Below are 14,043 nucleotides of genomic sequence, written 5' to 3'. Positions count from 1 at the left end.
CTGTGGACGTCAGATGGCGGGCCCTGCGAGGGGGACGGCCGCCGATACGACGGTGCCCTCCCCCCGGGTGGATTCGACGGTGAGGGTGCCGCCCAGCTGGCGTGCCCGCACCCGCATGGCGGGCAGCCCGTGGCCCCGCTCCGGGCCGGTGTCCGGGGTCCGGGGGCGCTCGGGGTCGAAGCCGCGGCCGTTGTCGGCGATGTCCAGCGAGATCTGGTCGTCCAGCCAGGTCAGGGTCAGTGCGGCCCGGGTCGCCCAGGCGTGTTCCCGTACGTTGGCCAGGGCGCCCTGCGCGATGCGCAGCAGCGCGGCCTCGACCCGCTCCGGCACCGGGCCCGGCACACCGTCGAGACGGAAGCCGACGGTCAGCCCCTCGCCGCACTCCCGCTCGGCGAGCGCGCGCAGCGCCTCGGCGAGGGTGCGGTCGGCGAGGTCGGCAGGGGCCAGGTCGTGGACGAACCGGCGGGCCTCGGCGAGGCTGTGGGCGGCGATCCCGGCCGCGTCCCGCATATGGCGGCGGGCCGCGTCGGGGTCCGTCGCCCAGGTGCGGTCGGCGGCCTGGAGCAGCATCTGCTGGCTGGACAGGCCCTGTGCGAGGGTGTCGTGGATCTCGCCGGCCAGCCGCTGCCGTTCCGCGAGGATGCCCGCCCGCCGCTCGGTGGCGGCCAGATCGCGGCGGGTGCGGACCAGATCGTCGATCAGGACGCGCTGCCGGGCCGCCTGGCGCTGGAGATGGACCAGGACGGCGGTGGCGACGGCGCTGATGGCCAGCGGGGCGATCACCACATTCGGGTTGAGCCCTTCGTGGGACAGCCGCAGCTCGGTGGCGACGACCAGTACCGTGAGCACGGCCGCCAGTGGCACGGCGGTGCGTACGGGCAGCGTCTGTAGTCCGGTGAACAGCAGCGGCATGGCACACCAGGTGGCGCTCGGGGCGAGGACGAGCAGACCGGCCCAGACCACCGACACCGCCCCCAGCCAGGTCAGATGCCGTGCGCTCGGCCGGGCGCCGGGGCGTGGCGCGGGGGCCAGGAGCCGCCCGAGCACATACAGCAGCCCGAAGGCGGCGAACAGGGCGACGGCGGATCCGGTGTGCGTGCCCTCGTGATCGCGGGTCAGGAAGCGGATCAAGGAGGAGCCGAGCAGCAGGAGGAACGCCCCGTCCATGACGAGGCGCAGCCACCGGGCGTCCGGATCGGCCCATTCGCCCTCCCCCACGGGAGCCTCCTCCGCCGGACCGCGCCACATCGCCGCACCCTCCCTCGCTCTTCTGTAGCCAGTCCTATTACGGGGCGCCGCGCCCCGCATCATCCGATCGGCTGACCCCTCCGTCACCCGAGCCGCCTCCGGCCGTTAGCCGGTCCGCCGACGCCGATGGCCGTCAACCGCACTGATGCTGAGTCCAGGGCTCGCGACAGACACTCCGCGCCCCCAGTGAAAGGATCTTTCATGCCCGCCAAGAACGTCACCGTCAACCGCGCCAGCCTCGGCCACCGCGTCTCCTACGCGCTCCGCCACCCCGAGCGCGTACCGCGCCACCTGGTGCGGGCCACCCGGGACGCCTGGCTGCGCTACCGCTGGCCGGACCATGTCGACTACTACCGCGCCGTGATGCGTTCGGACACCCGTGCCGACCCGGACGCGGCGGTCGGCGGCCGTACCCGGGAGCGGTGGCTGGCGCTGGGCGCGATGCAGTTCGACTATCTGGTGAAGCACGGGCTGCGCCCCGAGCACCGCATGCTGGAGATCGGCTGCGGCAATCTGCGCGCGGGCTGGCGCTTCATCCGCCACCTCGAACCCGGCCACTACTACGGCGTCGACATCTCCCCCGACATCCTGGTCGCCGCGCAGGACACCCTGGTCCACACCGAGCTACAGGACCGGCTTCCCACCCTCACCCCCGTCCGCGACCTCACCCTGCGCTTCCTGCCCGAGGCGCACTTCGACGTCGTCCACGCGCACAGCGTGTTCTCCCACTCCCCGCTGCCGGTCATCGACGAGTGCCTGGCCAACGTGGGCCGTGTGCTGGCGCCGGGCGGCTGGTTCGACTTCACCTTCGACCGCACCGAGGGCAAGGAGCACCAGGTCCTCAGGGAGGACTTCTACTACCGCACCGAAACCCTCATCGACCTCGCCCGGAAACACGGTCTGGCGGCCCGCTTCATGGAGGACTGGGAGGAACTCCCGCACGGCCAGTCCAAGATCCGCGTCACCCACGGCGGCTGAGGAGCCCACGGGCCGTGCGTCACAGGCCGACGTGGAGGTGGGCGGCCCACATCAGGGGGAGCCGGGGGTACGCCTGCCGCATGCGGTGGACGGCCCGGTGGACCACCCCGGCGATGTCGCGGTCGTCCGGCGGGCGGCTCAGCAGATCGGTGTAGATCGCCTGAGCCGCCTTCGTGGCCGCTCGGTCGTTGATCGTCCAGAGGGTGCCGATGACATGCTCAAATCCGGCGAGCTGGAAGGCGGCCGAGATGTGCACGGCTTCGTCGGCCAGCTGGGCTCCCGGCCGTGAGGTGCTGCACGCGGAGAGGTAGGCGAGTTCGGCGTGGGGCAGCCGGAGCGTGGCGAGGTGGCGGACGTCGAACGGCTTGTCCTCGTGGTCATGGAGGAGCAGAAGGCTGCTGGAGGGGTCGTCGAAGCGGCTCTGGGCGTGGCAGGCGAAATGGGCCCAGGTGGCTCCCCGGAGTGCGGCGTCGACCCGGTCACGGGTGGCTTCGGGCCCGGTCAGAATGGTGGCGTCGGAAAGCAACTCGGTGAACAGACCGGTCTCGTCGCGGGCGCCGGGCAGGTCGGCGGCGCCCGGGGTGTCGGGCATCGACACGACGAGCCCGCGGGGCCGTACCGCGCGCTCGCCGGTGCGACGGCGGTCACGGACGTGGGCGAGGGCGCGGATGGTGGGGGTGTACGAGGAGATGACCCGGTCGAGGACGGTCCGGCCCTCGGTGTGATGGTGCCCCGCGGCGTGCAGTGGCAGGTAGCTGAGTCTGCCGACCGGCGCCCACCACAGCCGTGGCCAGGTGTCACCGGCGCCGGGTGACCGGGTGAATTCCAGTGTCGTCAGCACCGGTTCGGCCACCGTGTCCCACAGTCGGGACAAGATCTTTTCGAGGGTGCCGTTCGCCAGACTCCTGCTCGTTTTCTGCGCGGCCAGGAAGTGAACCACCCACTCGGTGACCTCCTGGAATGTGAGGTCCGGCAGGGGTATGTGTCTCACCCCCGCCGGGGTGAGGGCGAGCGCGTCGCACCGCCACCAGCTGACGTTGACGAGGACGACCGGGCCGTCCTGTGCGGCGGCCATGAGCTGCCGGAGCGTCGGGGGCAGGAGGAACGACGCGAAGCCGGGCAGCGCCCGGATCTCCGCGATCACCGCCTCCAGGTCGCGGGCGTGCTCGTGCCGCTGCTTGCTCGGCCTCCGTTCCTCGGTTTCGAGTGCGGCGCTCAGCCACTGGAAGCGGTCGGCGAGCCCCGGGTCCCGTTCCCGGAGGGTGGTCAGCGCCGTGCGGGCCGACAGCGCACGGTCGAGCAGGACGCCCCGCCCCTGTTCCAGCAGGATCAGCGCACGCTCCGGGTCTCCTGCCTCCAGGGCGCAGGCGGCGGCGTTCGCGGCCAGGTCCTTGTGGCGGATGAGCCAGTGCTCGGCGTCGCTGCGCCCCAGGAACTGGGTGACGAGCAGGGGCAGCAGCTCGACCGCGGTGGCGTAGCCGTCCAGCGCCTGCTCGGCACGCCCCGCCGACTTGGCCAGTCGTCCGGCGTTCAGGCCCGCCTCGACGCGTACCGTCGCGGCGGCGCTCGGCGCCGTGGCCACGGCCCGGTAGGCGTCGAGCGCTTCGGTGAGCGTCCCGGGGTCACCGGACGCCTGGTGCAGGGCTTCCAGGGCCTGGCCCAGAGTGAACAGCCGCCGGACCCGCGGGCCTCCCGCCGAGGTGAGCGCCAGCGCACGACGGGACACCTCCACTGCCTCCTCGGCCGACGCGCGGTCGCCGGTGCGCGCGTAGTGCACCAGGAGCGGGACGGCAAGGTTCGTCAGCGTGGAGGGGGCAAGGGCCGCGGCTCTGCGCGCGACGTCGATGGCCTCGTCCAGAACCGACGGCTCATCTGTCCGGTCCTGGGCGAGTACCGCCAGCGCGGCGGCGAGATTCGGGTCGTCCTTCTGGTGCCGAGCGCGCAAGGCCAGCACGGCGCCGAGATACGGGCCTTCGTTCTCCTGCTCGGCGAGTGCGGCCAGCGCGGCGCCGAGGTGGATGAGGTGATCCACCTCGTCCGGGTGGGCGGCCACGCTCTCCCTACCGAGGGCGACGGCCTCCTCGAGAAGGTTCCGCTCCCCCGTCCTCTCGTACTTCAGGCGCAGGCCCTGGACCAGTCCGGACAGCAGACCGGGGTTCCGCTCACCGCCGGACGCCAGGCCATGGCGGCAGAGGTCGATCGCCTCGTCCAGCGTTTCCAGGTCGCCCGTGTGCTCGTACCAGGCGCGCAGCCCCTGGGCCTGATGCACGATCCGTTGCTCCAGGTCCGGGTGGTCGGCCGGGGTCTCGGTCATGGACCGGCGTCCCACGACGATGGTGTCGTACAGGGCCTGTTGGGTGCCGTACTGGTCGTAGCTCAGCAAAAGCGCGTAGCTGAGCAGGTGCAGGTGGTGCACCCTCTGCGGATGGCCCTCAGGCGTCCGGTCGACGGCTTCCCTGAAGATCTCCACGGCCTCGTCGAGCGCGGGCAGTTCATCCGTCGCCTCGAACCACCTCTGGAGTGCGCCGCCGAGGATCGCGAGGCGGTGGGGCCGCCTGGGGTCCTCGGTCGGGGTGGCGTTCACCGCGCGGCGGCCCGTCTCGATGGCCTCGGCGAGTACGGTCTTGTCTCTGGTGCGTTTGAACGACTTCACGAGCGACGCCGTCAGATTCGACAGGTACAGCGGATGGGCGGGGTGGTCCGCCCCGGTCAGGGCGACCGCCCGGCGGGCCGTCCGCAGGGCCTCGGCCAGGGCCTCCGCGTCCCCGGTCCGGCTGAACCGTTCGTCCAGCGCACCGCCGAGGTTGGCCAGGTACAGCACCAGCCGGGGGTCGTCCTGTGCCTCCGCTGCCGCCACCGCACGACGGCCGGTGTCGATGGCCTCGTCGTGGAATCCGAGGTCACCGGTGCGGCGGAAGGCATCCAGCAGAGTGATGGAGAGATTGCTCAGCGCCATGGGGGAGCGCGAGTCGGCGGCGATCGACCGGCGCCCCCGGTCGATCGCCTCATGGAGGGCGCTCAGCTCCCCGGTCCGCAGATACCAGTCGTGGAACCGATTGCCGAGCTGCGACTGCATGGCCGCGTACCAGGCGTGGTCGGAAGGCAGCGCGTCGACCGCGCGCCGGGCCGCTTCCATCGCTTCCCACAGGGGGCTCGGGTCCTCGATGCGGTCGACCACGGACAGCAGCTCGCACATCAGAAGCACGATGTTCATGGAGCCGGGGTGGTGGGGAGACGTCCGGGACACCACCTCGCTCAGCTCACTCAGCACCGGTACGACCCGCTCCGGTTCCAGATCCGCCAAGAGGTGGCGAAGTTCCGTACTGCTGAGCGCGGACTGGGCGCCGGGCGGCCCCGGCGCGAAGGCGGAGCGCAGCTCCTCCGGCACGCCCTGCGGGTCCGCCTCGTACACCGGGCGCAGCAGGGTCTCCGCAAGCCGCAGCTCCGACTCGTCGCCCAGCAGCCCGTACCGGTGCCAGTGCCACCAGCCCACGGCGCGCCGCACTTCGAGGTCGTGCTCGGGGTCATCGCTCGCGGCCATCAGTTCGGCGGCCTCGCGCGGGGCGTCGGCGTCCAGGACGTGCCGCGGGTCCTCGGTGGCGGCGAAGCGGTCCAGCCGGGTTCGCAGCGCCGTCAGCAGCTCGGATCTCACGCTCCGATGATGGCCGACCGGGCATGGGGCCACCGCGCGCTGAGCGGTTGGGGCGGCAACCTACGATCGCGGATCGATCAAGTGCACGACCGGCCTCCCGGCTGCCGGGCGCAGGGAAAATACTCACCGTCGTCCTTTTTCGCCCCGCTGTCGCTAAGTTGGGGCCATGGGAGTGTCGGAGAGGGGCCGGGGCACGGCGGAGTCGCGTGAGGCCGAGGCGGCTCTCGCGGCGGTCGCCGGGCGCGTACTGCCGCGCGCGGACTGGGCGCATGTGGAGCGCGCGCTGGGGGCGATGGAGGCGGCCGTGCGGGCCGGGGACGCGTGGGCTCTGGGCGCGGCCACGGGGCAGCTGGAGCTGGTGGGGCCGTCGCGGGTGCGGTTGCGCACGGGCGAGGAGGACGACGGGCGCGAGCCCGCGTCGCCCGACGTGCTGGACCGGCTCAACCGGTTGGTGCACGCCCTGCGGAGCGGTACCGATGGCGACGGCCTCGACCTCACGGAGGGCGCTTCGGCCGGTGGTGACCCTCACTGACCAGTCGCTCGTCGTCCACCTCTTCGTGGCCACGACCGGGCCGCGCCGGAGCGCGTCGTACCGGCGGCTGCGGGAGGTGTGGGCGGCGTGCGGGCCGCATCTCGGCATGACGCACTCCGTCGCCGCGACCGGGCTGCCGGACACGCTCCCCGAGGAGCTGGGCGAGCTGCCGGCGGCGGGGGCGGTGGCGGCGCGGCGGGACCGCGCCGGGCTGGCGCAGGCGGTGCTGCGGCGCCACCACGATCTGCTGTGTCTGTCGGTGGCGCTGTCGCCCGCCGCCGGTGAACAGGGGGCCTGGGACGCCTGGGACCGGCGGTGGACAGGGGTCGCCGGGGCGGACGGGGACCCGGAGCGGGAGTGGGTCGTCGGCGAGGCGCGGCTGTTCGTCGCCTACCGCGAGGCGACCGGCGCCGCCGCGGTGGGCGCGCGGGAGCTGACGGAGGCGATACGGGCCGAACTGCCCCTGCCGCTGGGGCCGGGCGTCGCGGTGGCCCGCCCGGCGGTCACCCTGTGGGAGGCCACGGGCGAGTCGGACACCGGCGATTCCACCACCCGGCCGTCGCGGCGCTTCGTCGCGGTCGCGGACGACGATGGCGACGGCCCCCGGGACACCGAACTGTGGCTGTGGAGCCAGGGCGGTGGCGCGCCGCCACCGTTCGCCCGCTATCTGGCGGATGCCGCCAAGCTGCGGTACGAGATGCGGGTGCACGCCGCGCACGACAGCGACCTCGCCTCCCCGGCGGGGGCGGTCGTGGACGGTGCCCTCGCGGCCCTGGACGGCCGATCCCCGGACGACGACACCGGCGATGACGGGCAGGCGCACGACCGTGGCGAGGAACTCGCGCGGTGGCGCACCCGATTGCTGTCGCTCACCGCGGGCTCCACGGGGCTCACCCAGTGGATCACCAGGCTCAGGGAGATGCGCACCACCGTGCACATCGCCGAGTCCAACATGCGCGCCCAGCGGGACGCCGCGGGCGTTCCCGAGGGCGGCCACGGCCCGTTCGCCGAGGATCTCGCGCTGGCCGCGTGGTTCGTCCAGCGGCTGTCCGACGGCCTGGTCTATCTGGAGGCGGACCGGGAGCGCGCCCGGGACGCACTGACGGCCCTGACGGTCGAAGCGGAACACGCCCTCCAGCTGCGCCGGGAGATGACGCAGCGGCAGAGCAAGGTCAATCTGCTCCAGAGCGCGTTCCTCGGCGCGGTCCTCATGGTGCTCGCCGCGATCCAGAGCTTCGCGTACGAGGTCCCGTTCCTGCCGCCGCCCGCGGTGCCCGCCCTCATCGCCCTGCTCGGTGCGCTCGCCCTGCTGCTGGCCACGCTGGTGCTGTGGCTGGCCACCCCGCCGGAGAGCCGGGCACCGGCCCGGCTCGGCTCGCTGCTGGCCGGGCTGGTGGGCGCCACGGCCGGGTGGCTGGCCAGCGCGGTGGCCGTGCACGCGGCCACCGGCCGGGCCACGCCGACCGTGCTGACCTGGGCGGTGGCGCTTCCGGCGTTCGGCTGCGGCTGGCTGGCCATGCGGCGGCGGCTGCGCGCGGACGGCGCGGCGTCGTAGGGGGTGTCTTGCCGGTCGGCCCGGCATGATCGGCACGACACCCCGCGGGCTCAGCCGGACACGGCCGCGGCCGCGCGCCGCCGCCGGACCAGGGTGACGCCGAGGATGCCGACCAGCGCGCCCCCGAGGGCGTAGGCGGTCAGCACCGCGAGGTTGGCGGCGATGCCGTGGCCGGAGAAGTACATGATGTGGCGCACGGCATGAGTGGCGGCGCCGTTGGGGAGGGCGGGGCTGAGCGCCCGCCAGAACGGGGGCAGCAGCTCGGGGCCGTACGCGCCACCGGCGCTGGGGTTGCCGAGGACCACGAACAGCAGGATCGTGACGCCGATGCCCAGGACGCCGAAGAGCACCTGGAAGGCGATCGTCATGGCGGCGGCGCCGAAGACGACCAGGGCTCCGATCGCCGACAGGGCGAGGAAGTGTCCGTTCAGCGCCCCGAGCAGCGGGCCTACGATCGCCGCGCCGCCCAGCCCGGACAGCACCGCGTACGGCACGGCCGCGAGCAGTCGCCGCCCGGCGCCGCGCGCGGTGGCCGGGCGGGCGCCGAGGGACACGCCCAGCAGCGCGGCGAGCAGATACCCGCCCACCGTCCAGCCCACCACCAGGTAGAAGCTGCTCAGGCCCCGGGCGTCGCCCGCCTGCGCGGGAAAGGCGTCGACGACGGACGCGCTGCGGTTCTGCGTCTTCTCGGCCTTCTCGATCACCGTCTCCAGGGCGCTCGCCGTGGAGGCGCCACCGGCGCCGGCGGTCAGGAGGGTGTCGGTGCGGGATCCGGGCTTCACGATCAGCACACCGCTGATCTCCCCCGTACGCAGCCGCTCGCGCGCCGTGGCCTCGTCGGTGGCGGTGGCCTTCAGCGGGTGGCCGGGGATCCCATTGAGCTTCTTCACCGTGTCCGGGGCCATCCGCTCCGGTGCCGCGACCGCGAGGGGGATGCGGTGCGGCTGGGGGTGGTGGAACGCCCCCACGTACGACAGGACGAATCCCAGTTGCAGCAGCAGCGCGCCGACGAGCATCGCCGCGATGCGCGCCGGGACCGCGCCGCGCAGCCGGGCCCACAGCCCCCGGTCCTTCTCCTGCGACTGCTCCGCGTCCGGCTCCGCGCTCCGCGCCGGGGTCTCCACGTGATCCGTGTCCACCTGACTCACTGATCCGCACTTCCTCAATCACCGATGGGTTCGATACACAACTGTATCGGATACACAAGTGTATCGAACTAGGATGTGACGCATGACGGAAGCCAGTAACAGCGCACTCGACCGCCGGGCGCTGCGCAGCGGACGACGCGCGGACGGCACCCCCACGCGCGTCACCCGGCGCCGGGCCGAGACCCGGGAACGTCTGCTGGCGGCGGCGCTCACGGTCTTCGCGGAGCGCGGCTTCGGCCGCGTGGGAATCGAGGAGATCTGCGAGGCCGCCGGGTACACGCGCGGCGCCTTCTACTCCAACTTCGACAGCCTCGACGAGCTGTTCTTCGCCCTCTACGAGCGGCAGGCCGCGCTTCAGACGGCCCAGGTGCAGGACGCGCTGGACGGCGCCACTGCCGACGAGGGCCTGGACGCCCTGATGGACCGGGTGGTGGGCGCGCTGCTCATCGACCGCACCTGGGTGCTCGTACGCACCGACTTCATGCTGTACGCGGCGCGCCATCCGGACACGGCGGCGGCGCTGATCCGGCACCGCGAGGCGTTGCGCGAAACGCTCCAGCCGATCGTGACGGCCTACGTCGACCCCGACACCATGCCGCCCGGGCTGCGCGACCCCGAGTCCCTGACGGCGGCGGTCCTCACGATCCACGACGCGGCGGCGGGCCGACTGCTGCTCGACCCGGATCTCGACGCGCTGCGGAGTTGGCTGCGCGACATGCTCGCCGCGCTCCTCACGCCCCGGCGCTGAGGGCACGGGTGGGGTGGGTGGCGAGCGCGCTCGCCACCCACCCCACCTCGTGTCAGCCCCGCGGAGCGCCCGCGGCCGCCGCGCGGCGGCGGCCCGCGCGGGTGATCAGCACCGCGCCGACGACCATGAGCAGCCCGACACCCGCCGCGCCGAGGCCGATCGTCACCAGCTCGGTCTCCAGGGGCGGATGCTTGGTCTTCGGCGTCCCGTCCGGGGTGGCCAGGTGTTCCTTGCCGGTGTACTTCACCGGGGCCGTCCCGTCGGCGGGCGGCTTCGCCGAGGCCCGGACGGCGGCCGCGGCGTCGATCGGCCCGTACCCGACCAGCGCGTTGCGCCCGTCCGCCGGGTGGCGCGCCGTCTTCGTCAGCAGGGTGCGGACCTGGGCCGGGGTCAGCTTGTCGTTGTGCGACAGCATCAGGGCCACCACGCCCGAGGTGAGCGCCGCCGCGGGCGAGGTGCCGTTGACCGGCTCGTAGCCGCCCGTGTTCTTCGCGCTCATGATGGCCACGCCGGGCGCGGCCACCGAGTTGTACGTCCGTACCGTGGAGAACTCGGCGCGGCTGCCGTCCTGCTGGGTGGCGGCCACGGCGATCACGCCCGGGTAGCCCGCCGGGTACGAGGCGTCGTTGAACATGTCGCCCTCGTTGCCCGCCGAGGCGATGACCGGAATGCCCTTCTGGGCCGCCCGGGCCAGGGCGTCGACCTCGTCCTCGTCGACGCTGTCGCCGAACATCTCGCCACCGAGCGACATGGAGATCACATCGGCGCCGTGGTCGACCGCGTAGTCGATGCCCTGGCTGGTCGGACTGGCTCCCTGCTTGAAGTCCCCGGGACCGTGGTCCTCCTTGTCGTCGATCACCCGGACCGACAGGATGCTCGCCTTCGGGGCCACCTTGAGGACGTCGGAGGCCATCGCGGTGCCGTGGCCGCCCCAGCGCGGATCGCCGGGCTGGAGACCGTCCTTGAGGAAGTCGGGGCCGGTGGTCACCTTGCCGTTCAGCGCCACGTGGTTGGTCATGACACCGCTGTCCAGGACCGCGACCTTGACGCCCTCGCCCTGCGCGGTGCTCTGTGCCGACGCGAGGCCGAGCGCCTTCGCCTCCCAGCTGGTGGGGGTGGGGTTCGCGGCGGCCGCGGGCGGCGCGGCCGCCACGCCCAGCACCGAGCTGAGGACCGTCGCCGTCATGGCCGTGGCGAGGCGCGCGGTGGTGTGTCGCCGGACGCTCATGAGATCCCCTCCGTCAGCAGGTCGAAGTAATGGACCTTCAGGGCGTCGACGAGGCCGTCGGCGGCGCCCCGCCACGGGGCCCGGTCCTGCTTGGCGTCGATGCTGTACTTGCCCCAGTCGCCCGGCAGTTCGCCTGCCTTACGGCCGTCGACCGCACCGGCGGAGGCCACCAGGGCGTACGGGAGGCCGCTGACCGACTGCCCCGCCGAGCCGTTGGACCGCGCGTCGCTCCACCGGGCCGCGAGGGTGCCGGGAACGGCGTACGCCTTCACACCCGGCCCCGGGTTGTCCTTCTCCTTCTCGGCGTCGAAGAACGTGCTCATCTCCGCCTTGTCGGATTCGCTGTCCTTCAGGACGATCAGCGCCACGGTCGCGACGGTGTTGCCCGTCGGGTCCACGTAGGTGGCGCGCAGCGCGGCCTGGCAACCCAGCTTCTCCGCCTGGGCCGCGGTGGCCCCGCTCAGCCCGTCGTCACAACCGGTCTCCTCGGATATCCCGATGCGGTGCCACTGGGCGCGCTTGCGGTCGGGCGTCCGGGCCTCGCCGACGCCCTGCCGGGGCGCGACGAAGTCCGGGAAGAGCTTGTCCGCTGGCTCGTTGCGCCACATCGACGCGCCGTACGCGGTGCGGTTGGGGATGTCCTGGCCGGCGTTCGAGAAGGCGTGCGCGGTCAGCGCGCCACCGCCCAGCATCGCGAGGGCGCCGGTGATGCCGAGGAAGGCAGTGAGGCAGGTGCGCCCGGTGCTCTTCTGCGGCTGCGCGGGCGGCGGCGGTTGCGCGGCGGGCCCGGCGCCGTACGGAGCGCCCTGGTGCCCCTGCCCGGCATACGGCTGCCCCTGCCCGGCATACGGCTGCCCCTGTCCGGCGTACGGAGCGCCCTGGGACCCCTGGCCGCCGTACGCCGGTTGCCCCTGCCGGCCCTGCGGGGCGCCGGGCGGCGGGGACGGCGGCATGGGCGGTGGGGGTGGCACGGGCGCCTGGCCCTGCTGGGGTGGGTATCCGTAGGCCCCGGCGCTGCCGGGGCCTTCAGGTGGTCTCGGGTACGACATGGCGCCCCTCCTCGGTGTCGGCGGCCGATGAGCGGGCGCAGAACGGCAGAGGAGACCAACCTCCTACGGCACACGCCCCCGCACGTGCAGAGGTGACCCTACAGAGCATCGCCGGACCCGCAGTAACCGACCCCGTTACTGGAACCGGCGGTAGACGGTGAGGGAGTGGCCGACCTCGTCGACCGGGCGACTGTGCTCGATCAGCGCCGCCAGCCGTCCCCGCGCCCAGGCGACCGAGGAGTCCGAGACGACGAGCAGCCCGTGCACCCGGCCCGGGGGCACCCGGCGCGGGTCGGGGGCGTGGATGCCGTACGCGGACGGCACACCGCTGCCCTTGTAGACCAGCCACACCCGCTCGTGCCGGTAGCGCTCCCGGAGCCGGTCGGCCAGCCGCCCCAGGTCCTGGCCCCAGTCGACGTTCGAGTCGTGCAGACGCAGATGGGTCCTGGCCGGACCGCCGAACGCCTCGTTGGCGTACGGCAGGTAGTACGGGTAGGTCCGCAGCGAGCTGACCGCCACGCACACCACCAGTGCCGCCGTCACGCCGAGGGCCCCGCGCCACCGGAGCGTCACCACCCCGGCCGCGGCGACCGCCAGGAACATGGGCAGGAAGAGCGCGTACCGCACACCGAGGTCGCGGGCTCCGTTCATGGCCACGGCCAGCAGCACGGCCGCGGGCAGCAGGACGTACGGCGCAGCGGGCCGCATCCGGGGCACCGCCACCATCGCGACGGCACCGACGGCCCACAGCGCGAGCATGCCGAGCGGCGTCTTCACCAGCAGCGCGGCGGGCAGGTAGTACCAGAGCGAGCCGTGGTACCGGTGGCCGAACAGGAAGCCGCGCCACGGCTGGTTCTCGAAGCCGAACTGGATGCGCATCCCGTCGCGGAACGGCTCGGGGACCGGCAGCAGGTCGACCGCGAGCCCGCGCAAGCCCTGGACGGCGGGCACCTGGCCGGGCGTGCTCCAGCGCAACCGCGGGTCGACGGCGAGATACGCGGCCCACACCACGGCCAGCGCCACCAGCACCATGCCCACCGCGCCCGCCACGCCCGGCGCCAGGGTGCGCACCGTCCCGCGCCGACCGGCGCCGGGTGTCCGGCGGGCGTACGCGTACGACAGCACCGCCAGCAGCATCAGCACCGGAACCGCGGGCAGCGCGCTCATCTTGGTGGCCACGGCCGCGCCGAGCGCCGCCCCCGCGAGCGGCAGGTGGCGTAAGGGCCGGCGGCGCGCCCGCCACAGCAGCCACACCGAGGTCAGCAGGAAACCGGCCATCGGTACGTCGAGCGTGGCGAGCGAACCGTGTGCGATGACATCGGGCGAGAACGCGTACAGGGCGAGCGCCGCCACTCCGCCGACGGGCCCGGCCAGCTCCGTTGCGAACGCGAAGACGACCAACCCGAACAGCAGCGTCAGCACGATCACCGGCAGCCGCGCCCACAGCATCACCTGCCAGGGGTCGTTGCCCGACTCGTACAGCAGACGCCGCCCCAGCGCACCCTGGTCCCCGGCGAAGCCGGGGGCGAGGCGGGCGTGGGCGAACAGCAGTCCGGTGGCGATGAGGAGCTTGCCCAGCGGCGGGTGTTCGGGGTTGAACCGCAGGCTGTGTTCCTGGAGGTACGTCTTCGCCGCCCCCACGTACACCGGCTCGTCGATGGTCGGCGTCTGCTCCACGGCCGCGGTCACCATCGCGACGGCCATCTGCGCGAGCAGCACGGCCACGACGACGGCCACGGCCACGACCGTCCGGCGACGCGGCCGCCGTGGCTCACCGAGCCGCGGCCCGCCGTGTCGCGACTCCCCGGCCCGCGCCACCGGACCCACGGCCACCCGGGTCACCCTGCCGAGGACACCTGCCACGTGCATGGAACCCGACCATAATGGTGCGCATCCGCGAACGGG

10 protein-coding genes are annotated in these 14,043 nt (G+C 73.3%); 4 read left to right on the top strand and 6 right to left on the bottom strand.

Annotation, left to right across the window (positions count from 1 at the left end; all coding sequences use genetic code 11):
• Nucleotides 1–9: 9 nt before the first annotated feature.
• Nucleotides 10–1,248: a sensor histidine kinase gene (locus LCH29_RS02800; protein WP_446460057.1), complete on the bottom strand. Its 1,239-nt coding sequence runs from the start codon at nt 1,246–1,248 to the stop codon at nt 10–12.
• Between the two features lie 201 nt (nt 1,249–1,449).
• Here LCH29_RS02800 and LCH29_RS02795 point away from each other — a divergent pair, with 201 nt between their 5' ends.
• Complete coding sequence (locus LCH29_RS02795; protein ID WP_123107314.1) at nt 1,450–2,226, top strand: class I SAM-dependent methyltransferase; 777 nt, start codon at nt 1,450–1,452, stop codon at nt 2,224–2,226.
• Nucleotides 2,227–2,245: 19 nt separating this feature from the next.
• On the opposite strand, the gene LCH29_RS02790 is transcribed toward LCH29_RS02795, so the two are convergent.
• On the bottom strand, nt 2,246–5,878 hold the full coding sequence (locus LCH29_RS02790; protein WP_446460056.1) for a CHAT domain-containing protein: 3,633 nt from the start codon (nt 5,876–5,878) through the stop codon (nt 2,246–2,248).
• A gap of 166 nt (nt 5,879–6,044) precedes the next feature.
• Here LCH29_RS02790 and LCH29_RS02785 point away from each other — a divergent pair, with 166 nt between their 5' ends.
• Together LCH29_RS02785 and LCH29_RS02780 are read left to right on the top strand one after the other, a co-directional pair.
• Nucleotides 6,045–6,410, top strand: a complete 366-nt coding sequence (locus LCH29_RS02785) for a CATRA system-associated protein (RefSeq protein ID WP_446460055.1) — start codon at nt 6,045–6,047, stop codon at nt 6,408–6,410.
• On the top strand, nt 6,394–7,965 hold the full coding sequence (locus LCH29_RS02780; protein WP_446460054.1) for a CATRA conflict system CASPASE/TPR repeat-associated protein: 1,572 nt from the start codon (nt 6,394–6,396) through the stop codon (nt 7,963–7,965). The genes LCH29_RS02785 and LCH29_RS02780 overlap by 17 nt, the downstream gene beginning before the upstream one ends.
• 50 nt (nt 7,966–8,015) lie before the next feature.
• Here LCH29_RS02780 and LCH29_RS02775 read toward each other — a convergent pair whose 3' ends face one another.
• Nucleotides 8,016–9,113, bottom strand: coding sequence for a DUF3533 domain-containing protein (locus LCH29_RS02775; protein WP_446460053.1), 1,098 nt, complete (start codon nt 9,111–9,113; stop codon nt 8,016–8,018).
• 82 nt (nt 9,114–9,195) lie between these two features.
• On the opposite strand from LCH29_RS02775, the gene LCH29_RS02770 reads away from it, so the two are divergent.
• A complete protein-coding gene (locus LCH29_RS02770) occupies nt 9,196–9,861 on the top strand; it encodes a TetR/AcrR family transcriptional regulator (protein WP_446460052.1) in 666 nt (221 codons plus the stop codon).
• A 52-nt stretch (nt 9,862–9,913) separates the two neighbouring features.
• Here the strand turns inward: LCH29_RS02770 and LCH29_RS02765 are convergent, their stop codons facing one another.
• The 3 genes from LCH29_RS02765 to LCH29_RS02755 all read right to left on the bottom strand — a co-directional run bounded on the left by LCH29_RS02765 (nt 9,914) and on the right by LCH29_RS02755 (nt 14,007).
• The gene (locus LCH29_RS02765; protein ID WP_446460051.1) at nt 9,914–11,089 is read right to left on the bottom strand and encodes a S8 family peptidase; all 1,176 of its coding nucleotides are present in this window, start codon (nt 11,087–11,089) and stop codon (nt 9,914–9,916) included.
• On the bottom strand, nt 11,086–12,138 hold the full coding sequence (locus LCH29_RS02760; RefSeq protein ID WP_446460050.1) for a hypothetical protein: 1,053 nt from the start codon (nt 12,136–12,138) through the stop codon (nt 11,086–11,088). Before LCH29_RS02760 ends, LCH29_RS02765 begins: the two co-directional genes overlap by 4 nt.
• A 135-nt stretch (nt 12,139–12,273) precedes the next feature.
• Complete coding sequence (locus LCH29_RS02755) at nt 12,274–14,007, bottom strand: phospholipid carrier-dependent glycosyltransferase (RefSeq protein ID WP_446460049.1); 1,734 nt, start codon at nt 14,005–14,007, stop codon at nt 12,274–12,276.
• Between the last annotated feature and the right edge of the window lie 36 nt (nt 14,008–14,043).

The organism is Streptomyces sp. BRA346 (genome assembly GCF_052851135.1).
Note: the sequence above shows the minus strand (reverse complement) of the source record. Positions and strands in the feature narration are given on the sequence as shown.

Bases quoted from the DNA above. Each gene is read 5' to 3' on its own strand.
- LCH29_RS02800 (WP_446460057.1), bottom strand. From the start codon at position 1,248: ATGTGGCGCGGTCCGGCGGAGGAGGCTCCCGTGGGGGAGGGCGAATGG.
- LCH29_RS02765 (WP_446460051.1), bottom strand. From the start codon at position 11,089: ATGAGCGTCCGGCGACACACCACCGCGCGCCTCGCCACGGCCATGACG.
- LCH29_RS02755 (WP_446460049.1), bottom strand. From the start codon at position 14,007: ATGCACGTGGCAGGTGTCCTCGGCAGGGTGACCCGGGTGGCCGTGGGT.
- LCH29_RS02760 (WP_446460050.1), bottom strand. From the start codon at position 12,138: ATGTCGTACCCGAGACCACCTGAAGGCCCCGGCAGCGCCGGGGCCTAC.
- LCH29_RS02795 (WP_123107314.1), top strand. From the start codon at position 1,450: ATGCCCGCCAAGAACGTCACCGTCAACCGCGCCAGCCTCGGCCACCGC.
- LCH29_RS02785 (WP_446460055.1), top strand. From the start codon at position 6,045: ATGGGAGTGTCGGAGAGGGGCCGGGGCACGGCGGAGTCGCGTGAGGCC.
- LCH29_RS02770 (WP_446460052.1), top strand. From the start codon at position 9,196: ATGACGGAAGCCAGTAACAGCGCACTCGACCGCCGGGCGCTGCGCAGC.